Origin of the sequence: Streptomyces sp. NRRL F-5123 (assembly GCF_000721495.1) — a bacterium.
In the GTDB taxonomy this organism is placed as follows: Bacteria; Actinomycetota; Actinomycetes; order Streptomycetales; family Streptomycetaceae; genus Actinacidiphila.
The window spans coordinates 60466-78922 of record NZ_JOHY01000031.1; the positions used below are offsets into that span (position 1 = coordinate 60466).

At 71.8% G+C, this 18457-nt stretch carries 20 protein-coding genes; 10 read left to right on the forward strand and 10 right to left on the reverse strand.

Going from position 1 to position 18457, the window contains the following annotated elements; all coding sequences use genetic code 11:
• Window positions 1-154: 154 nt before the first annotated feature.
• Window positions 155-1918, reverse strand: a complete 1764-nt coding sequence (gene leuA / locus IH54_RS0123315) for a 2-isopropylmalate synthase (RefSeq protein ID WP_031520006.1) — start codon at window positions 1916-1918, stop codon at window positions 155-157.
• Window positions 1919-2221: 303 nt separating this feature from the next.
• On the opposite strand from leuA, the gene IH54_RS0123320 reads away from it, so the two are divergent.
• The 6 genes from IH54_RS0123320 (at window position 2222) to IH54_RS0123345 (ending at window position 6242) form a co-directional block, all read left to right on the forward strand.
• Window positions 2222-3340 carry a M4 family metallopeptidase gene (locus tag IH54_RS0123320; RefSeq protein WP_052397772.1) on the forward strand — a complete coding sequence of 373 codons (1119 nt, stop codon included), beginning with the start codon at window positions 2222-2224 and terminating at the stop codon, window positions 3338-3340.
• A gap of 8 nt (window positions 3341-3348) precedes the next feature.
• Entirely contained in the window at window positions 3349-3612 is a 264-nt protein-coding gene (locus tag IH54_RS0123325) for a protealysin inhibitor emfourin (protein WP_031520011.1), read from the forward strand.
• A gap of 147 nt (window positions 3613-3759) precedes the next feature.
• Complete coding sequence (locus tag IH54_RS0123330) at window positions 3760-4080, forward strand: hypothetical protein (RefSeq protein ID WP_031520013.1); 321 nt, start codon at window positions 3760-3762, stop codon at window positions 4078-4080.
• On the forward strand, window positions 4077-5510 hold the full coding sequence (locus IH54_RS0123335) for a C2 family cysteine protease (RefSeq protein ID WP_031520016.1): 1434 nt from the start codon (window positions 4077-4079) through the stop codon (window positions 5508-5510). The genes IH54_RS0123330 and IH54_RS0123335 overlap by 4 nt, the downstream gene beginning before the upstream one ends.
• Window positions 5511-5512: 2 nt before the next feature.
• On the forward strand, window positions 5513-5794 hold the full coding sequence (locus IH54_RS0123340; RefSeq protein ID WP_031520018.1) for a hypothetical protein: 282 nt from the start codon (window positions 5513-5515) through the stop codon (window positions 5792-5794).
• The gene (locus IH54_RS0123345) at window positions 5778-6242 is read left to right on the forward strand and encodes a hypothetical protein (RefSeq protein ID WP_031520020.1); all 465 of its coding nucleotides are present in this window, start codon (window positions 5778-5780) and stop codon (window positions 6240-6242) included. Before IH54_RS0123340 ends, IH54_RS0123345 begins: the two co-directional genes overlap by 17 nt.
• A 153-nt stretch (window positions 6243-6395) precedes the next feature.
• Here IH54_RS0123345 and IH54_RS0123350 read toward each other — a convergent pair whose 3' ends face one another.
• The 4 genes from IH54_RS0123350 to IH54_RS41870 all read right to left on the reverse strand — a co-directional run bounded on the left by IH54_RS0123350 (window position 6396) and on the right by IH54_RS41870 (window position 10179).
• Window positions 6396-6746 carry a peptidoglycan-binding domain-containing protein gene (locus IH54_RS0123350; RefSeq protein ID WP_052397773.1) on the reverse strand — a complete coding sequence of 117 codons (351 nt, stop codon included), beginning with the start codon at window positions 6744-6746 and terminating at the stop codon, window positions 6396-6398.
• A gap of 36 nt (window positions 6747-6782) precedes the next feature.
• Window positions 6783-7130 carry a peptidoglycan-binding domain-containing protein gene (locus IH54_RS0123355; RefSeq protein WP_031520023.1) on the reverse strand — a complete coding sequence of 116 codons (348 nt, stop codon included), beginning with the start codon at window positions 7128-7130 and terminating at the stop codon, window positions 6783-6785.
• A 305-nt stretch (window positions 7131-7435) separates the two neighbouring features.
• On the reverse strand, window positions 7436-9703 hold the full coding sequence (locus tag IH54_RS0123360; RefSeq protein ID WP_063762359.1) for a tetratricopeptide repeat protein: 2268 nt from the start codon (window positions 9701-9703) through the stop codon (window positions 7436-7438).
• 26 nt (window positions 9704-9729) lie between these two features.
• Window positions 9730-10179, reverse strand: coding sequence for a hypothetical protein (locus tag IH54_RS41870; protein WP_052397774.1), 450 nt, complete (start codon window positions 10177-10179; stop codon window positions 9730-9732).
• A gap of 274 nt (window positions 10180-10453) precedes the next feature.
• Between IH54_RS41870 and IH54_RS0123370 the strand changes: the two genes are divergently transcribed.
• On the forward strand, window positions 10454-10864 hold the full coding sequence (locus IH54_RS0123370; protein ID WP_031520033.1) for a hypothetical protein: 411 nt from the start codon (window positions 10454-10456) through the stop codon (window positions 10862-10864).
• A gap of 147 nt (window positions 10865-11011) precedes the next feature.
• Window positions 11012-13156 (forward strand): tetratricopeptide repeat protein, encoded by a 2145-nt coding sequence (locus IH54_RS0123375; protein WP_063762360.1) that lies wholly within the window; start codon window positions 11012-11014, stop codon window positions 13154-13156.
• Here IH54_RS0123375 and IH54_RS0123380 read toward each other — a convergent pair.
• Both IH54_RS0123380 and IH54_RS0123385 read right to left on the reverse strand, forming a co-directional pair.
• Window positions 13147-14118 carry a GntR family transcriptional regulator gene (locus tag IH54_RS0123380; protein WP_031520037.1) on the reverse strand — a complete coding sequence of 324 codons (972 nt, stop codon included), beginning with the start codon at window positions 14116-14118 and terminating at the stop codon, window positions 13147-13149. The genes IH54_RS0123375 and IH54_RS0123380 overlap by 10 nt on opposite strands.
• Before the next feature lie 176 nt (window positions 14119-14294).
• Window positions 14295-14765 carry an ATP-binding protein gene (locus tag IH54_RS0123385; RefSeq protein ID WP_052397775.1) on the reverse strand — a complete coding sequence of 157 codons (471 nt, stop codon included), beginning with the start codon at window positions 14763-14765 and terminating at the stop codon, window positions 14295-14297.
• Window positions 14766-14893: 128 nt separating this feature from the next.
• Here IH54_RS0123385 and IH54_RS0123390 point away from each other — a divergent pair, with 128 nt between their 5' ends.
• Window positions 14894-15748, forward strand: a complete 855-nt coding sequence (locus tag IH54_RS0123390) for a helix-turn-helix domain-containing protein (protein ID WP_052397776.1) — start codon at window positions 14894-14896, stop codon at window positions 15746-15748.
• The gene (locus IH54_RS0123395; RefSeq protein WP_031520045.1) at window positions 15745-15957 is read left to right on the forward strand and encodes a DUF397 domain-containing protein; all 213 of its coding nucleotides are present in this window, start codon (window positions 15745-15747) and stop codon (window positions 15955-15957) included. Before IH54_RS0123390 ends, IH54_RS0123395 begins: the two co-directional genes overlap by 4 nt.
• Before the next feature lie 83 nt (window positions 15958-16040).
• Here IH54_RS0123395 and IH54_RS0123400 read toward each other — a convergent pair whose 3' ends face one another.
• The 3 genes from IH54_RS0123400 to IH54_RS0123410 form a co-directional block, all read right to left on the reverse strand.
• On the reverse strand, window positions 16041-16859 hold the full coding sequence (locus IH54_RS0123400; protein ID WP_031520048.1) for an SAM-dependent methyltransferase: 819 nt from the start codon (window positions 16857-16859) through the stop codon (window positions 16041-16043).
• An 88-nt stretch (window positions 16860-16947) separates the two neighbouring features.
• The gene (locus tag IH54_RS0123405) at window positions 16948-17814 is read right to left on the reverse strand and encodes an SAM-dependent methyltransferase (RefSeq protein ID WP_078862460.1); all 867 of its coding nucleotides are present in this window, start codon (window positions 17812-17814) and stop codon (window positions 16948-16950) included.
• Window positions 17815-17817: 3 nt separating this feature from the next.
• Window positions 17818-18457: DUF5753 domain-containing protein (locus IH54_RS0123410; protein ID WP_031520052.1), on the reverse strand; the 640-nt coding region annotated here is incomplete at its 5' end.

Consider the following 18457-nt stretch of genomic DNA (forward strand, 5'->3'; position numbering starts at 1 on the left):
CGGCGACGGTGCCGTACGCCGTGATGTTAGCCACATCAGTGAGGCGCAGTCAGTACCGCGTACGGGGGCAATTCCCCACTGCCCCCGTACGCGTAGAACGATTCGTGGCGTTATGCCCGATTGGTGAACGGGCTCGCAACGGGCCCCGGAGGGGTCAGCGACCGGCGCGGTTGACCGCCGAGACGACGGCGCTGAGCGCGGCCCGCGTGGTGTTCGCGTCGATGCCGATGCCCCACAGGACGCGGCCGCCGATGGCGCATTCGATGTAGGAGGCGGCCTGCGAGGAGGCGCCCTCGCTCATGGTGTGCTCGGAATAGTCCAGCAGCCGGGCGTCCACACCGATCTTGCCCAGGGCGTCGAAGAAGGCGGAGATCGGGCCGTTGCCGTTGCCGCTCAGCATGGTCGGCTCGCCGTCCACGACAGCTTCCACCGTAAGAGCGTCCGTTCCGTCACTCGACGTTGACGCCTGGGCCGAGCGCAGGGTGATACGGCCCCACGCGTTGTCCTGCGTGGGCAGGTACTCGTCGCGGAAGACCGACCAGATCTGCTCGGGCGTGACCTCGCCGCCCTCGGCGTCGGTCTTGGCCTGGATGATCTTGGAGAACTCGATCTGCATGCGGCGCGGCAGGTCCAGCTTGTGCCCGTTCTTCAGCACGTAGGCCACGCCGCCCTTGCCGGACTGCGAGTTGACGCGGATGACGGCCTCGTACGAGCGGCCGACGTCCTTGGGGTCGATGGGCAGGTACGGAACCTCCCACGTGATGTCGTCCACGGTCTTCCCGGCGGCGGCAGCGGTGGCCTCCATCGCCTCGAAGCCCTTCTTGATGGCGTCCTGGTGGGAGCCGGAGAAGGAGGTGTAGACCAGGTCGCCCGCGTAGGGGTGGCGCGGGTGGACCTCCATCTGGTTGCAGTACTCGGCGGTGCGGCGGATCTCGTCGATCTGCGAGAAGTCGATCTGCGGGTCGACGCCCTGGCTGAACAGGTTCATGCCCAGGGTGACCAGGTCGACGTTGCCGGTGCGCTCGCCCTGCCCGAACAGGCAGCCCTCGATGCGGTCGGCGCCCGCCATCAGGGCCAGCTCGGCGGCGGCGACGGCGGTGCCGCGGTCGTTGTGCGGGTGCACGGACAGGCATACGTACTCGCGCCGCGACAGGTTGCGGGACATCCACTCGAAGCGGTCGGCGTGCGTGGAGGGGGTGGAGCGCTCGACGGTCGCGGGCAGGTTGAGGATGATCTCGCGGCCGGCCTCGGGCTGCCAGACGTCCATGACGCCCTCGCAGACCTCCAGCGCGAAGTCCAGCTCGGTGTCGGTGAAGATCTCCGGGCTGTACTGGTAGCCGAAGACCGTCTCGTCGGTCAGCAGCTTGTCGGCGTACTCCATGACCAGCCGGGTGCCGTCCACCGCGATCTGCCGGACCTGCTCGCGGCTGCCGCGGAAGACGACGCGGCGGAAGACCGGGGCGGTGGCGTTGTAGAGGTGCACGGTGGCGCGCGGGGCACCGCGCAGCGCCTCGACGGTGCGCTCGATCAGCTCCTCGCGGGCCTGGGTCAGGACGGAGATCGTCACGTCCTCGGGGATCGCGCCCTGCTCGATGATGGAGCGCACGAAGTCGTAGTCGGTCGCGCCGGACGCCGGGAAGCCGACCTCGATCTCCTTGTAGCCCATGCGCACCAGCAGGTCGAACATCTCGCGCTTGCGGGCCGGCGACATCGGGTCGATGAGGGCCTGGTTGCCGTCCCGCAGGTCGGTCGACAGCCACCGCGGGGCCTTGGTGACGCGCGCGTCGGGCCACGTGCGGTCGGGCAGGTCGACCTGCTCGTAGCGGCCGTACTTGTGGATCGGCATCCCGCTGGGCCGCTGGGTGACGCTCGCGGCAGTGATGGGCGTGGGCTTGCCGACACGCTGGGGGGTGCTCATGGGTTCTGCTCTCCTCGGGGTCCGCTTCGAGAACGGCCGACGGCTGGGAAACGCCGAACTCCGCGGGGAGGGGGTCGGCCTACGACTACAGGCCCTCGCCGCGGCAGCTAAGGAGAAGCAGCCCGAAACTCATGACGGGAACGACCCTAACCCGGGCGGGCCGGTTTCACGCAGTCGGTGTGCGCTTCCTCTCAGCATGCAAGATGACCGGTGGTGTCCACCAAAATACCGACCTTTCGCTCATTCTCGTCAATCTCCCGCACAAGCGGTGACAGAACGTGCGGACAGTGCCACATTGCGTATATGGACACCTCTGCTGCCATCACGCCCGTTTTCTGCACGATCATCCCGCCGCACGTCCTGGACAAACTGGCCCGTCACGACGACCCGGCGCTGTCCGGCCCCGCCCGCCGCACCCTGGAGCACGACGCCCGCGAGCGCACCCGGCGGCACCTGGCCGCGGCGCTCGGCCCCACCGTGCGGCACACCGGCGCCGCGTCCGACAAGCCGCAGCGCACGATCTACGACGCCGGGCACCAGGACAACCTGCCCGGCAGCAAGGTGCGCGCCGAGGGCGCCGCCCCGTCCGCCGACGCGAGCGTCAACCGCGCGTACGACGCGCTCGGCGCGACCTTCGAGACGTATCTGAAGGCCTACGGCCGGCACTCCATCGACGACCAGGGCCTGCCGCTCGTCGCGTCCGTGCACTACCTGAAGGACTACAACAACGCCTTCTGGAACGGCGAGCAGATGGTCTTCGGGGACGGCGACGGCCGGATCTTCCTCGACTTCACCCTCCCGCTGGACGTGATCGGCCACGAGCTGACGCACGGCGTGACGCAGTACACCGCCAACCTGGACTACCAGGGCCAGTCCGGCGCGCTCAACGAGTCGGTGTCCGACGTCTTCGGCAGCCTCATCAAGCAGTTCGCCGCCGGGCAGACCGCCGACCAGGCCGACTGGCTCATCGGGGCGGGCCTGCTCGCCCCCGGCGTCCACGGCGTCGCCCTGCGCTCGATGAAGGAGCCCGGCACCGCGTACGACGACCCGCGGCTCGGCAAGGACCCGCAGCCCGCGGACATGGCCCACTACGTGCGCACCTCCCAGGACAACGGCGGCGTGCACATCAACTCCGGCATCCCCAACCGCGCCTTCTACCTCACCGCGGCCGCGATCGGCGGCCACGCCTGGGAGAAGGCCGGCCAGGTCTGGTACGACACCCTGACCGGCGGATCCCTTTCCGCCGACGCCCAGTTCGCCGACTTCGCCGCGGCCACCGTCGCCGCGGCCACCGCACGCTACGGTGAGGGGGACGAGAGCCGCGCGGTCCAGGCCGCCTGGCACGAGGTCGGCGTCAAGCCCGCCGCGCACCACGGCACCGGCGTCCCCCGCCAGCAGCCCGGCCAGCCCCAGGAGGTGTGAGCCCGCCGATGCGTATCGAGGTGACCCGCTCCGGCGGTTTCGCGGGCCTGTCCCGGCACGCCGTCCTGGACACCGCCGCCCGCCCGGACGCGGATCACCTCCACGCCCTGGCCCGCTCCGCCCTGGCCGCACCCCCCACGGTCCCGACGCCGACGCGCGACGGCTTCACGTACACCGTCACCGTCGACGGCCGCACGATCGAGGCCGCCGACCCGACCCTGACCCCGGCACAGCGCGAACTCGTCGCGGAGGTGCTCGGGGAGGGCGCGTGAGCCCCGCGGCGGCCGGGCGCGCTGCGTAATTGCGCCATTTCCCGCGCCGCCGGAACCCCGCGCTCCCCCCGCGCAGTCAAACGGTGCGGCGCCGTCCTGGCGGCGCCCCGGCCGGCGGCCGGCCGTCACGGCTACCCGGGGGGTGCGGTGGGCAGCGAGGAGACACCCGCGCAGAAGAAGCAGCGCGCGGCCGATCTACGGACCTGCGCGTCCCGGGCGCGGACGCTCGCCGGGTCCCTGGGCGGCTACCTCACCACGACGGTGAAACAGGCCACCGCCGACCCGCCGATCTGGCACGGCCCTTACGCGTCGCAGACGACGGCCGACCTCGCCGACCGGCAGAAGAAGCTCGCCACCATGGCCTCCGACCTCCTCGGCGAGGCCAGGCGCTGGGTCACCGAGGCCGACCGGCTCGACGACGAGGCCGCCAAGTCCGGCGCCAAGGCGCCTGCGGCGAGCGGACATTGAGCCTCGACGCCCCCGGCGGGGGGACGGGTTCGGGCTTCCACGGCTTCGACACCCCGCAGATCCGCACGATGGCAAGCAACATGAAGACCATCAGCCCGCAGTCCCGCACCATGCACGGCGAGCTGGCCCGGCTGCTGATGGAGGTGCAGGGACTGATGGACGGCAAGCCGGCCGTGGTCAGCCCCTCACTGCAACCGCTGGTCGGCCAGGTGCTGCCCGCCTTTTACCACGGTCTGCCCGGGTCGCTGCACCAGGAACTCGACGACACCTCCGCGTCCCTCGGGCGCCGCTGCGACCAACTGGACACCGTCCAGGGCCTGGGACTGGTCGGCATCTCCGTCGACCCCGCACTGGACTTCTCCGACGAGGCCCCGCCGGACCGCACGAAGATCGACAACGCGCTCGAGTATTTCGACGACCACATCGACGACTCCGGCGGCTTCCTGTGGGCCAACTCCGCCCAGGGCGCCGGGGAGGTCTACGACGACTTCGCAAAGCTCACCCCGACCGAGCTGGACGCGGTGATGTCGCAGATGAGCGACGACCAGCTGAGGAAGCTCAACAGCCAGCTCGGCGAGGGCTCGTCGTGGTGGGGCGGCGGCGACGCCGACGGGGGCGTGCAGCAGAAGTGGGAGAACATGCTGCTGTCCGAGTGCGGCCCAGAGACGCTCACCCGGCTCCAGGCCCAGCTGACGAACCTCCCGTGGGAACCGGACCCGAAGACGGACAGCGTCAAGGACGCCCGCTACGAGCCCGTCGACCTGCCGCTCTTCGCCCCGGACGGGAGCGCGCCCGACGTCACGGCGGACATATCGATGGGCCGGGTGGGCGACTGCTGGTTCATGGCATCCCTCGCGGCGGTCACGGAGCAGGACCCCGACTTCCCGCGCGAGCACATCCGGCAGAACCCCAACGGCACCTACACCGTCACCCTGTACGACAAGTCCGGCAAGCCGGTCGAGGTGACCGTCGACAACAAGATGCCGCGGAACGACGACGGCCTCGTGTACGCCGAGCCGTCCTCGAACGTGCTGTGGCCCCTGATCTACGAGAAGGCCCTGGCCCAGTACAAAGGCGGCTACGGCAACATCGAGGGCGGCTTCGGCGACCAGAGCATGGACATCCTCACCGGCCAGGACGCCGAGCGGCACAACCCGAAGGACGTGTCCCTGGCCGACATCGACGACCGGCTGTCCAAGGGCGAGGCGGTCACGATCGGCAGCAACTCGAAGGCCGACAAGAACGACACGCGGATGGTCAGCGACCACGAGTACACGGTGCGGTCGGTGAACATGAACTCCCATCCGCCGACCGTCGAGGTGATGAACCCCTGGGGGGCTGACGGCTCGAAGGACCATCTGGTCACGCTGACCGAGGACCAGTACCGCAAGCTGTGCGACGAGGTTTCCTTCACCCCGGAGGTGGTCTGACCATGCTTCCCGTACGCCGCCTCGGCCGCCGGGCGCTGCTGCGGCGCGGCGACCTCGTCGCCGGTATCGCCGGCACCAGCGAGGACCCCGCTGACCCCTGGGCCCACCTGGCCCTGCGCGACAAGGGCACGGACACCCGGGCCGACCCCACCGTGCGCCCCGGCGAGACCGTCCGCGTCGGCCGCTACACCCTGACCGTCGCGGAGGTCGTCCCGGGCTCCCGCGACGGTTACGTCACCTTCACGGTGGACGGACCGGAGGACGGCGATGCGGCGCCCCGCTAGGAACACCCTGACCCTCGCGGTCGCCGCTCTCGTCGCCGTCGGCGCGGCCGCGTATCTCGCCGTGGCGCTCTTCGGCCGGTCGTCGCACCGCACGTACGCCCACCACCCGCTGCCTCCGGGCGTGCGGGCCTCGGACGTGCACGCGCTCGGCCGGGGCGCGTTCCGCTACGGCGACTTCTTCGCGGGCATCATGTCGACCAGCGGCGACGCCCCCGGCGAACCCTGGGACCGGCTGTCCCTCAGGGACAACGGCACGAACGCCGGGGACGTCTACCAGGTGCGCGCCGGACAGACCCTGCACGTCGGCCGCTACACCGTCCGCTTCATCGACGTCGTCCCCGGCGACGACCGCCACGTCACCTTCACCCTCGACGGCCCGCCGCCGACCCCCGCACCGTCACCGTCACCGACCCCGTCGCCGTCCTACGCGGACGACTGGCCGCACTGAGTACGCGTCCTCACGGCCCCGCGCCCCGGGGGCCGCGAGGGGGGGCTTCTTCGGCGACGGCCGCTGACACACCCCCGGACATGCGGAAGGCCGCCGGTCATGGGCGACCGACGGACCTCTACGGGTGCTGCAGCGGGCGGTGCGGACCGGACGTCAGCAGACGAAGCCGTTGACGTCGGTCCAGTAGTTCAGGGCCGCCCAGGTGTTGGGGCCGACGACGCCGTCGACCGTGAGGTGGGCGCAGCTCTGGAAGGCCCGCACGTCGGCCTGGGTCGCCGCGCCGAAGATGCCGTCACGGGTGAGGTTGCTGGACAGCAGCGAGAAGTACAGCTCGCACTGCACCTGCTGGACGGCCGCCCCGGCGTTGCCGTAGCCGACCAGGGGCTCGCTGCTGGTGTAGCTGCACTCGTACGACGACTGGGCCGAGGCGCTGGGCGCGACGGCGACGCCGAACGACAGGGCGAGCCCGGCGGTGGCCAGGGCCGCGCCGATCTGCTTCTTCATGGGGTGAACTCCTCCGTTGACGCGTAGTGCAGGACGTCAGCAGGCGAAACCAGCCGTGGTCCAGTAGTTGAGCGCGTTCCAGGTGTTGGGGCCGACGATGCCGTCGGCCGTCAGGCCCACACATCCCTGGAACTTCTTCACGTCGGCCTTGGTCGCATCGCCGAAGATGCCGTCACGGGTGAGGTAGCTGGAAGCCACCGAGTAGAACAGCTCGCACTGCACCTGCTGGACGGCCGCCCCCGTGCTGCCGTAGCCGACCTGGGGCTGGCTGTTGGTGTAGCTGCAGTAGCTGGACGACTGGGCCGAGGCGCTGGGTGCGACTGCGACGCCGAACGACAGGGCGAGTCCGGCGGTGGCGACGGCAGCGGCTATCTGCTTCTTCATGGGTGCACTCCTCCGTGTGGGGCCCTCGGTGGGCCGTGGGCAAGTCGATCACTTGCACGGTTCGCTCGAACAGTCATGCTTTGGTCAACTACGGTGCGTGTAGCGGGAAATAACCCGGGTTTGCAGGTGCAAGGGAATTCGCCTGGGCGGGTAATTCCCACGGGTGACGGGAATTTCGCCCACTACTCCCGAGTACGCACTTCCGTTCGACCTGACCTCGGATGACCCGGATCAGTGATCAACGCCCGTAGGGCGGGCCCGGACGGAAGGAACACGGTGTCCCCGGTTGGCTGAAAACGATCGGGTCACGCCTCGGTTTCCGGACCAGCCGGGCGACGCGTCCTCTTCGGCATGATCTTGCGGGTGACCGGCTCGTCGTCCTGCTGCCAGTAGGCGAGGCTGTCCCGGACGTCCACGGTCTGCGGGTGGTCGGGGCCCAGCACCCGGGTCACGTCCGGCAGCAGCGCCTCGAATTCGGCCACCGCCCCGACGACGTCCGCGGACTCGCCGCGCAGCCTGGCCCGTTGGTGCCGGGTGGCGAGGGTGTCGGGGTGGTCCGGGCCCAGCACCCGCAGCCTGTCCGCCAGCAGCTCCTCCAGCTCGGCGCCCGCGGCTGCGGCACCGGCGACGCCACCGGCGGCTCCTCGCCAGCAGGCGAGATCGTGCCGGGTGGCGAGGGTGTCGGGATGGTCCGGCCCCAGCACCCGCAGCCTGTCCGCCAGCAGCTCCTCCGACTCGGCGGCGGCGTCCTCGGTGTCGCCGCCGCGTGCCCGCAGCCTGGCGATGTTGTGGCGGGTGGCGAGAGTGTCCAGGTGGTCGGGACCCAGCACCCGGGTCCTGTCGTCCAGCAACTGCTTGAGCGCGGCGGTCGCGTTGGCCACGTCCCCGGCGCCGCCCTGCCAGTAGGCGAGGTTCCCGCGGGTGGTGAGGGTGTGGGGGTGGTCGGGGCCCAGCACCCGCAGCCGCTCGGCGAGCAGCGTCTCGAAGGCGGCCACGGCGCCGGCCGCGTCCCCCGCCGCGCCGCGCCAGTACGCCAGGTCGTGCCGGGTCGCGAGGGTGTCGGGGTGGTCGGGGCCGAGGTGGCGGCGGGCGGAGTCGGCGAGCTGCTGGAAGTGGTCGACGGCGGCGTCGGCCCTGCCCGCCACTCCGAGGCTCCTGCCGAAGCGGTAGAGCAGCGCGTGGACGCCGGGGTGGTGCAGGGCGTCACCGGCCGTGCGGGCGAGGGCGAGGGCGTTCGCCCGCAGGGCCTGGGCGAGGCCGGTGTCGCGTTCCACCTCGGGCCAGGCCGCGGTCAGGGCGTTCGCGGCCGTACGCGCGAGCGCGTCCTGCTCGGGTCCGCCGAGGGTGTCCCGGACGGCCCGCTGGATGACCTGGTGCACGTAGACGGAGCCGGGAACGGCCTCGGCGTCGTGGTCGAGCAGGTTCAGCCGGTGCAGTACGCGTAATGCCGCCACCGCCTTCTCCGGCGTCACCTTCCGCCCCTGCCACCGGTCCGCGGCGGCGCGGGTCAGATGGCCGAGGGCATGCGGGCCGGTGAGGACGGGGACGGGGATGCCGTTGGAGTCGAGCATCGCGGCGAGTTGCAGCAGGGGGCGGGCGAGTCCGGCGGGCTCCTGGGCATCGGCGCGGTCGAGCGACAGCGACCAGGCCGCGGCCACGCTCGCCGTCTGGTCGTCGGGCAGGGTGGCGGGCCGCAGTTCGTCCAGGCGCCGCGCCCGGTCCGCCAGGCGCTCGCGGTAGCCCGCGCAGCTGATCCCGGCGTCGACGAGATAGGCGGCCGTCTGCGACAGCGCCAGCGGCAGCAGCCCCAGATCGGCGGCCAGTCCGGCGACCTCCTCGGCGGGCTCCGTCCTGCCGCGGGCCGCGAGCGAGGACGTGAGGTAGGCGGTCGCCTCGTCCGGCGTGAACAGGCCGACGGTGACCGTGCGGCGGTCGGCCCTGGACAGCGCGGCGTCCCGGCTGCGCGTGGTCGCGACCGTCCGCCCGCAGGGGCTCTCCGGCGGCCACAGGCCGGTCAGATCGGCCGGAGCCATGATGTTGTCCAGGACCACGAGCCAGCGCACCTGGGCGGCCGGGGAGGCCGGCCGGGGCTCCAGCCAGATCAGGAAGTCCTCGGCCGCGCGCGCCGGGTTGTCGCCCTTGGGCCGCATGACCTTCTCCGCGGCCTCGGCGTACGCGTCGATGACCGCCTGCCGGCTCGACGCCGTCACCCACACCAGCAGGTCGATCTTCTGGCCGAGCAGGGCGTTGCGGGCGTGCCGGGCGGCGAGCTGGGTCTTGCCGACCCCGCCCATCCCCGTCAGCACCTCGCACGGCACCGCCGTCCCGGGCGGGTCGAGCGCGAGGTCCAGGTCCCTGATCACGCCGCGTTCCTGGAAGCAGTCCGCCGCCGGGGGCACCAGCCCCACCCGCACCGGCCAGCGGGTCGGCTCGGGAGCCGCCGCGGCTCCGTAGTGGTGGTGCTGGTGGATGTCACCCGCCTCACCGGCCACGATCGCCCCGTCGTGGCCGCTGATGACGGGCCGGGCCGGGGCGAGAGGGGCCATCGCGGCCGGGACGCGCGGCCGCAGCAACCGGGTCTCGCCCGTACCGGGTCCGCTCAGCCCTGCGGCGAACCCGGCAGCGGAGGGTTTGCCGCCCGCTCACCGCCCGCCGGGAGACCCATCCGCACGCGGCCCATCCGGAGCGCGGCCACCGCCCCGCCCTCCGCGCGGACGTCTGCGCCTCCACCGCCCCCGGACGGGCCGGACTGCAGGGCGGCCACAGCGCTTCTGAGCGCCGCGGCCAGCGCGGCGTCGTGCTCGACGGCCTCGTCCAGGGCGTCGGCCAGCCGCCGCCGGGTCCGCTCCGAGATCTCGCCCGCCCCCGCCGCGGCCTCCTCGCCCGCCAGGCGCAGCGCCGAGTCCTCGCCCAGCGCGCCCGCCACCAGTTCGTGCAGGTGCCGCATGCGCGCGTCCGCCTCGCGGTCGCCGTCCGCGTCCGGCTGCCCCGCCGCCCGCCGGGCCGTCCGCACCAGCCACGCACACGTGCAGCCGATCGCGATGTCCACACCCGTCACCACGAACCCCCCAGCGTGATCTGCCGCTTACGCCGACCGTAGCCACTGCGCTCCGGTCCCCACAACCAGCGGTGGCCCCGCCCCGCCCTCCGCCGCCGGACCGAGACCGCGGGAACGCATCGCCGCCCGCTGCCGTCCAAGGCTGCGACGCGCCGCAACGGCGCGCAACGCACACACCCGGGGGGACGCGATGAGCATGCAGGGGACACGGACGCCACAGGTCGAGGGCGAAGCGGCGAGTGGCGCGCGGCGGTCGCGCAGCACCTTGACGATCGTCCTGGCCGCCCTCGTGGCACTCGGCGCCGTCGCGTTCCTCACGGTCACGCTTGTCGACAGGGCCCGCGACGCCAAGCAGCCCCCGCCGCTGGCCTCGCACGCCCCGGGCGTCCAGCGGATCACCGTCCAGCGGTGGTTCAGCATCCGCAACCCGCCTTTCGGCGCCGAGCGCGCGGACGGGACGAAGGTCGGTCTCAGCGCCGCGAAGCCCGCCCCTGACACGCCGTCGGACGCCCTCCCGCTGTATGTCGCCCAGGCGACCCCGCAGCAGCTCGTCGACCGCAACGTCCGCACGGGCGACACGTTCACGGCCCTGGGCCTGCGGGTGACCGTCCTCAAGGTCTGGCGCATGCCGAACCCGGAACACGACGCGATCGACGTACGGGCCGTCCCCGCCTGACGGCTCCGCGGAGGTCGGTGACGGAACGGTGGCCCGCGGTGACCGGGCGGCCCTACAGTCGTCGGGTAGTCGTACGGCAGTGGGGGTGCGGGGCGCGTGGCGGTGGATGCGGCGGACGGCTCCGGCGGAGGGCCGGTTCCGGGGAGCGTGACGTCCCACGCGGAAGGGGCCGGGTCCGTCTCGGCGCACACGATGCGCGACGTCCACATGCACTTCCCGGCGCCGGGGGCCGTGACCTGGCCGCATGTCGTGGGGGTGATCCCGCCGCGCGCGGGGGCGTTCCAGGACCGGGCGGAACGGGCGCGGCTGCGCGAGGCGGTGAGCGGCGGCGGCACGGCGGTGCTGTGCCAGGTGCTCAGCGGAATGGGCGGGGTCGGCAAGACGCAGCTGGCTGCCGACCTGGCGGAGGAGCTGCTTCGCGAAGAGGGCGTGGACCTGCTGGTGTGGCTCTCGGCGGGCAGCCGCACCGCGATCGTCGCGGGCCTGGCCCAGGCCGGAGCCGAGGTGTGCGGGGCGGATCCAGGCGACCCGGAGCAGGCCACACGCGCCTTCCTGGCGTGGCTACGGGCGGGGCCGCGCCGTTGGCTGGTCGTCCTGGACGACGTCGCCGACCCGGCGGACCTGAAGGGCCTGTGGCCCCCGGCGGTCGGGCACGGCCGGACGGTCGTGACAACCCGCCGCCGGGATGCCGCGCTTGCCGGGGGCGGCCGCCGGGTGGTGCAGGTGGGGACCTTCACGCCGGAGGAGGCGGCGACGTACCTCGCCTCGGCGCTGGAGGAGGCCGGCCGGGCCGAACCCGCCGCCGAGCTGTCCGCTTTGGCGGAGGACCTCGGCTGCCTGCCGCTGGCCCTGTCGCAGGCGGTGGCGTACGTCGTGGACGCGGGCATCCCGGTGGCGAAGTACCGCGACCTCCTTGCGCGGAGGGTGCGCACGCTGGAGGAGGTCACCCCGGATGTGCTGCCCGACGACCAGCCCCACACGATGGCCGCCGCCTGGGAACTGTCCGTCGAGCGCGCGGACGCCCTGCGCCCGTACGGCCTGGCCCGCCCGATGCTGGAGCTGGCGTCGTTCCTGGCCCCGGGCGGCATCCCGGTGTCTGTGCTGACGAGTGAGCCCGCGCGCGAATACCTCACCGCCCTCGGCCGGGTGGCGACGGACGGGCCCCAGGTCACGGCGGACGACGCGGCGGGTGCGCTGCGCGCGCTGCACCGCCTCAGCCTCCTCACGGCACCCGAGCCGAACGAGGAGGAGGGGGGCGGCACCGTGCGCGTGCACCAGATCGTCCAGCGCGCGACCCGGGACACACTGCCCTCCAGGTATTACGGCGCAGTCGCCCGCGGTGCAGCGTCCGCCCTGGTGGCAGCATGGCCCCTTGTCACGCGCGATACGGCTCTGACTCAGGCCCTGCGCGCCTGCGCGGCGGCTCTCATCTCCTGCACGGACGGGAGCTTTGGCAAGTCCCCGTGCCTTTACCAGCCTGATGCCCACTTGCTGCTCTTCCGCACCGGGATCAGCCTCGGCGATTCCGGCCAGGTCGCCGCTGCCGTCGTTCATTTCCAGAACCTTGCCGCCGCCACCAGCCGATACCTCGGACATGACCACCACGACACCCTCAATGCCCGTGACGTCCTCGCCCACTGGCAAGGCGAAGCAGGAGACCCCGCCGCAGCCGCCACCGCCTACGCCGAACTCCTCGACGACGTAGTTCGGGTACTCGGACCCGACCACCCCAGCACCCTCAGAGTCCGCAACAACCTCGCCCACTGGCAGGGCGAAGCAGGAGACCCCGCCGCAGCCGTCACCGCGTTGGCCGAACTCCTCGACGACGTACTGCGCGTACTCGGACCCGACCACCCCAGCACCCTCACCACCCGCGCCAACCTTGCCAGCTGGCAGGGCTACTCAAGCCTCGCCGCCACCGCGCTGGCCGACCTTCTCAAGGACCGCCTCCGGGTACTCGGACCTGACCACCCCGACACACTCATCACCCGCAACAACCTCGCCGACTGGCAAGGCGAAGCAGGGGACCCCGCCGCAGCCGTCACCGCTCACACCGAACTCCTCAAGGACCGCCTCCGGATACTCGGACCCGACCACCCCGACACACTCATCACCCGCAACAACCTCGCCCACTGGCAAGGCAAAGCAGGAGACCCCGCCGCTGCAACCACCGCCTACACCGAACTCCTCGACGATGTACTGCGGGTGCTCGGACCCGATCATCCCGACACCCGAAGAACCCGCAACAACCTCGCCCACTGGCAGGCGCGGGCCGACGAGGCTCAGGCGTAGCCCGCCACTCCACCGCCCCCACCCGATCCCCGGCAGTCCGCGCACCGCGCGGTCGGGTCCTCCGTGCGGAAGGCGCGTTCGCAGCCGTCGCACGTGCGCAGCGGAGCCGGGCGCGGCGCCCGGACAGGTTCCGGGGGGAGCGGCGGCGGGAGGTGGACGGCCAGCCGGTGGGCCAGGAAGCGGGACGGGGCGTGGATCGGGGTCGGGGACGGCGGCAGACCCGCGCTCAGGACCCGGGTGATCTCCGCCGGAGGCACCGCGCGGCCGAGCCAGGTCTCCACGGCGGGCGCGAGGCGCGCGATGTCCCCGGCGGACAGGAGGAGCCGCGGGTCGGCGAGGCGCAGCCGGGCCAGGAGTTCAGCGGCGGGCGGCTGCCGCGAGGTTACGGGTACGGCCCCCGCCGGAGCCGGACGGGACGGTTTTGTACGGCCCGGGCCCGTACGCCCCACGCCCCCCGGCCCAGCCGTACGCCCCACCGCCGGGCGCGACGCCCGACCCGTACGGCGCCCCGGGCCCGACGCCGCCGCGCCGCCCGGCCGGTCGTACGCGAAGGCCCGCGTCGCGAAGCGGCCTCCCCCGAGCGGGACGCGGCGGCGCTCCAAGTACCCCGCAGCCTGAAGCTCGTTGAGGGCCCTGCGGACCGTGATCTCGCCCTCGGGGAAGCGGGCCGCGAGCGCCTTCACGCTCACCGGGGCGCCGTCCGGGAGGGACTGGATGTGCACCGCGAGCCCGATCGCCACCGCCGAGAGGTCGGGGTGCTGGGCGAGGTGGTTGCCGACCACGGTGAAGCGGTCGGCGTGCCGGTGCCGTACGTGGATCACTCCGGCGGGTGGCGCTCCCTCGGGGAGGGGCGCGGCGGGCATGCCCGCGTTAGACTGGGCGTCAGCCATCGGGAAGCTCACTTCTTCCTTGGTGGTCAGGCCCTCGACCAGGATTGCCGTCCTGCCGGGGGCCCTTCTCATGTGCGGTTGTACCGCCGACCGTACCCCACCCGCCCCGAAGATCTGACCATCCGTCACCCATTCGGGTGAGCGTCACCACGGGCCGGTGGGGTGAGGTTCTTTCCCCCGTTCCTTGAAGAACGGTCCTTACAAACAAGGCGCGCGCCCCGCCGGGACGCGCACCTCCGGGGCGCGTCCTACCGCACCCCGGTCAGGACCTCGGCGAAGGGCACGCGCGGCACCTCGGCCCAGACCGTCTTGCCGGGCACGCGCGGCAGCACGCCCCACGCACGCGACAGCGCCTGCACGAGCAGCAGCCCCCGCCCGGACTCCGCCTCCGCCTCCGGCGCCGCCAACTCCCCCGGCTCCGGCGGCCGTCGCTCCGTCCGCGTGTCACTCACCGCAACCCGCACCGCCCCCGGCACGAGGCACACCCTCAGCTCGAAGTCCCGGCCCGGCACCCGCCCGTGCGTGACCGCGTTCGCGGCGAGTTCGGCGACGACGGCCGCGACGTTCTCCGAGGCAGTGCTGTCGTACGGCACGCCCCAGACGTGCAGTTGCCGCACGGCGAGATGCCGCGCGAGCCGCGCGCCGCAGCGCGTGGACGAGAGCCGGAGCACGAGTTCCGACTCGGAGAACGCTTCGTGGGTGGAGATTTCGCTATTCATGTGACAGAGCGTGGCCGACCGTATCTACCCTGAGAAGTAGTCGGTGCCGGACAGCTCGTGCCTGTCCGCTGCCGGATCCGGCGCGTCCGGCGTGTCCGGCACGCATGCAAGCAGCGGAGGTGGGTCCCATGGCTGAGGACCTCGGCGAAAACGGCACGACCTTCCCGGCGGACTGGTCAGAGGACACCGCAACGGAATTCCTCAAGACAGTCGGCAGGCAGATCAGGCTCTGGCGCGAGCGGGCGGGACTGTCCCAGCCCCAGCTCGGCAAGCGCATCGGCTACAGCGACGAAACCGTGTCGTCGGTGGAGCGTGGTCGCCGGGTGCCGCAACCGGAGTTCCTTGACGCGACGGACGACGCGACGGGCGCGGGCGGCCTGCTCAAGGACTTCAAGAAAGATGTCGAGCAGGTACGGGTCCCACGGAGTATCCGCGACATTGCGAAACTGGAGGACAGCGCGGTCTCCATCTGCCACTACAACACCCACAACATCTCCGGCCTGTTGCAGACCGAGGACCACGCCAGGGCGTTGTACCAGATGCGCCGCCCGCTACTGGACGAGGCGACAGTCGAACGCTACGTTGCCGGGCGTATTGCCCGTCAGAAGATCTTCAGCCGCTCGCCTGCTCCCACCTTGAGTTTCGTCCAGGAGGAGGCGACGTTGCGGCGCCCGCTGGGCGGTCGAAAAGTGATGCGCGGACAGCTCGAACGACTACTTGAAGTCGGCCAGTTGCGCAACGTGGAAATCCAGGTCATGCCGACGGATCGCGAGGATCACGCGGGAATGGGTGGGGGCTCCGTCCTGCTGAGCCCGAAGGACGGACCGACACTGGGGATCATGGAAACCGGGCGCGTCAACCGCCTGGTGACTAAACGCGAGGACGTCCGGACGCTCGAAGTGCAGTATGGGATCATCCGAGCGCAGGCTCTCACCCCGAGGGAGTCCCTGGCGTTCATCGAGAAAGTCCTGGGAGAGACATGATCACTGAGCCCTCTGCCGACAGCGCCACCGCTCTGAACTGGTACAAGTCCAGCTACAGCGGCAACGAAGCGCACGAGTGCGTCGAGGTCGCCACCTCCCCCCGCACCGTCCACGTACGGGACTCCAAGGACCCCGAAGGCCCCTCGCTCGCCTTCGCCCCCGACGCCTGGGCGGCCTTCCTCGGCTACGCGGCGGAGCAGCAGGTCTGACGCCCCGGCGTGGCGGCCCAGCCCTTCCGCGAAGGGCCGCCACATCCGGCGGAAGGTACCCGGCGGAAGGCCAAGCGCAGCGGTCAGCGCTTGACGGCGACCCCGCCGTAGAAGCCGATGTGCGCCAGCTCCTCCGCGGGCATCACCGGGCCGTCCGGGCGCCACAGGGGGGCCTGGACGAGGCCGGGCTCCAGCAGTTCGAGGCCGTCGAAGAAGCGCAGGATCTGGTCGTGCGGGCGCAGGGACAGAACGGCCGTCGCCTGCCGGTCCTTGTAGACGTCCCGCGCCTGCGCCCAGTTCGCGTCGGCCTGGTGGAAGTCCGCCGTCGAGTGGGTCATGACGAGGAAGCTGCCCGCGGGGAGCGCGTCCAGGTAGGCGGCCACCAGCTCCACCGGGTCCTCGTCGTCGCGCACGAAGTGCAGGATCGCCAGCAGCATCAGGCCGACCGGCTGGTCGAAGTCGATGAGTTTGCCGATGGTCGGGTGGCCCAGGATGCTCGCCGGATCCCGCAGGTCGCCGAGGAAGAAGCCCGTGCTGCCCGCCCCCACCAGGTGCGCGCCCGCGTGCGTGGAAACGATCGGGTCGTTGTCGACGTACGCGACCCGTACGTCCGGGGCCAGCGCCTGCGCGACCTCGTGGGTGTTCGGGGACGCGGGTATGCCCGTGCCGATGTCGATGATCTGCCGAACACCGCTCTCGACCACCAGCTTGACCGCGCGGTGCATGAACGCGCGGTTGGCCTGGGCCATGGGGACGAGTTCCGGGGCGAGGTCGATGACCCGCTGGGCGGCCTCGCGGTCGACCTCGTAGTTGTCCTTGCCGCCGAGGTAGTAGTTGTACATACGGGCCGGGTGGGGCCTGCTCGTGTCGATCTGGTCGGGGGCGAATCCCTGCTCGGCCAAGGCTGCTGTCCTCCGGTGGTGCGGTCGTGCTTCGTCACGGGTAACAACGGGTAACAACGGGTAACAGGGCGTGCGGGGCGCCCGGGGGTCAGACCTTCACGCCCACAGCGCCGTAGCCGCCGATTCCGGCGAGTTCCCGCCTGCCCGGGACCGGGCCGTCGGGGCGCCACAGCGGGAGCTGGACGAGTCCGGGCTCCACCAGTTCGAAGCCCTCGCACAGGCCCATCAGCTGGTCGTACGACCGGAGGTTGAACGTCGCGGTGGCGCGGCTCTGCCGGTAGACGTCGGCGGCCTCCTCCGAGCCCGTACCCGGGTCGTGGAAGTCGGCGGTGACGTGGCTGAAGAGCAGGTAGCTGCCCTTGGGGAGGGCGTCCCGGTAGGCGGCGACGAGCGCGGCCGGGTCCTCGTCGTCCCGGATGAAGTGCAGGATCGCGACCAGCATGAGGCCCACCGGCTGGTCGAAGTCGATGAGCTGGCCGATGGTCGGGTGGTTCAGGATGCTCTCCGGGTCGCGCAGGTCGCCCAGGAAGAAGCCGGTGTTGCCCGCGCCGAGCAGGTGCGCGCCCGCGTGGGTGGCCACGATCGGGTCGTTGTCGACGTACGCGACCCGTACGTCCGGGGAGACCGCGTGCGCGACCTGGTGGGTGTTCGGGGACGTCGGTATGCCGGTGCCGATGTCGATGATCTGCCGGATGCCGCTCTCCGCGGCGAAGCGCACGGCGCGGTGCATGAAGGCCCGGTTGGCGCGCGCGGACGGCACCGCGTCGGGCAGCAGCTGGATGACCTGCTGGGCGGCCTCGCGGTCGACCTCGTAGTTGTCCTTGCCGCCGAGGTAGTAGTCGTACATGCGGGCCGGGTGCGGCCTGCTGGTGTCGATCTCGTCGACGGTGAATCCCTGGTCGGCCAAGGCTGCTGTCCTCCGGTTCGTGGTGGCCTCGCCACTGCGCGAGTCCATGGTTCAGACTTCCTTGCGCATGCCGTCAAGGATGGCCTTGGTGCTCTGCGCGGGCGCGGCCTGCGCGCACATCCGGTCCAGCGCCTCCAGGAACGCGGACACGTCGTCGCGCTCGTCGAAGTAGACGCCGCTCACGAGGCTTTCCACGTAGGCGATGTCCGGGATCTCCTGGAGCTGGAAGCGGAAGATGTGGAAGGGGCCGTACATCGCGGGGTGCGGGCCTGCCGCGAAGGGCATGATCTGCAGCCGGACGTTGGGGAGTTCGGTGGCCTCGATGAGCCGGCCGATCTGCTCGCGCATGACCTGGCGGCCGCCGATGGGGCGGCGCAGCACCGTCTCGTCCATGACGACCCACAGCAGCGGCGCCTTCTCCTTGCGCAGCAGCGTCTGGCGCTCCATCCGCAGGGTGAGCAGCCGCTCGATCTCCTCGCCGGGCGCGTGCGGCTGGCCCGCGCGCAGGGTGGCCCGCGCGTACGCGGGGGTCTGCAGCAGGCCGGGCACGTAGTGGGGTTCGTACGCGCGGATGATCGCCGCCTCTCCTTCGAGGCTGACGAACGCGCTGAACCAGTCGGGCAGGACGTCGCGGAAGCTGTGCCACCAGCCGGGGCGGTTGGCCTCGCGGGCCAGGGCCAGGAAGCCGGAG

What these genes read in the sequence shown, in the direction of transcription:
- IH54_RS0123355 (WP_031520023.1), bottom strand. Translation starts at nt 7,130, where the DNA reads ATGAAGAAGCAGATAGCCGCTGCCGTCGCCACCGCCGGACTCGCCCTG.
- IH54_RS0123345 (WP_031520020.1), top strand. Translation starts at nt 5,778, where the DNA reads ATGCGGCGCCCCGCTAGGAACACCCTGACCCTCGCGGTCGCCGCTCTC.
- IH54_RS0123380 (WP_031520037.1), bottom strand. Translation starts at nt 14,118, where the DNA reads ATGAGAAGGGCCCCCGGCAGGACGGCAATCCTGGTCGAGGGCCTGACC.
- IH54_RS0123405 (WP_078862460.1), bottom strand. Translation starts at nt 17,814, where the DNA reads ATGGACTCGCGCAGTGGCGAGGCCACCACGAACCGGAGGACAGCAGCC.
- IH54_RS0123350 (WP_052397773.1), bottom strand. Translation starts at nt 6,746, where the DNA reads ATGAAGAAGCAGATCGGCGCGGCCCTGGCCACCGCCGGGCTCGCCCTG.
- IH54_RS0123390 (WP_052397776.1), top strand. Translation starts at nt 14,894, where the DNA reads ATGGCTGAGGACCTCGGCGAAAACGGCACGACCTTCCCGGCGGACTGG.
- IH54_RS0123395 (WP_031520045.1), top strand. Translation starts at nt 15,745, where the DNA reads ATGATCACTGAGCCCTCTGCCGACAGCGCCACCGCTCTGAACTGGTAC.
- leuA (WP_031520006.1), bottom strand. Translation starts at nt 1,918, where the DNA reads ATGAGCACCCCCCAGCGTGTCGGCAAGCCCACGCCCATCACTGCCGCG.
- IH54_RS0123385 (WP_052397775.1), bottom strand. Translation starts at nt 14,765, where the DNA reads ATGAATAGCGAAATCTCCACCCACGAAGCGTTCTCCGAGTCGGAACTC.
- IH54_RS0123340 (WP_031520018.1), top strand. Translation starts at nt 5,513, where the DNA reads ATGCTTCCCGTACGCCGCCTCGGCCGCCGGGCGCTGCTGCGGCGCGGC.
- IH54_RS0123325 (WP_031520011.1), top strand. Translation starts at nt 3,349, where the DNA reads ATGCGTATCGAGGTGACCCGCTCCGGCGGTTTCGCGGGCCTGTCCCGG.
- IH54_RS0123320 (WP_052397772.1), top strand. Translation starts at nt 2,222, where the DNA reads ATGGACACCTCTGCTGCCATCACGCCCGTTTTCTGCACGATCATCCCG.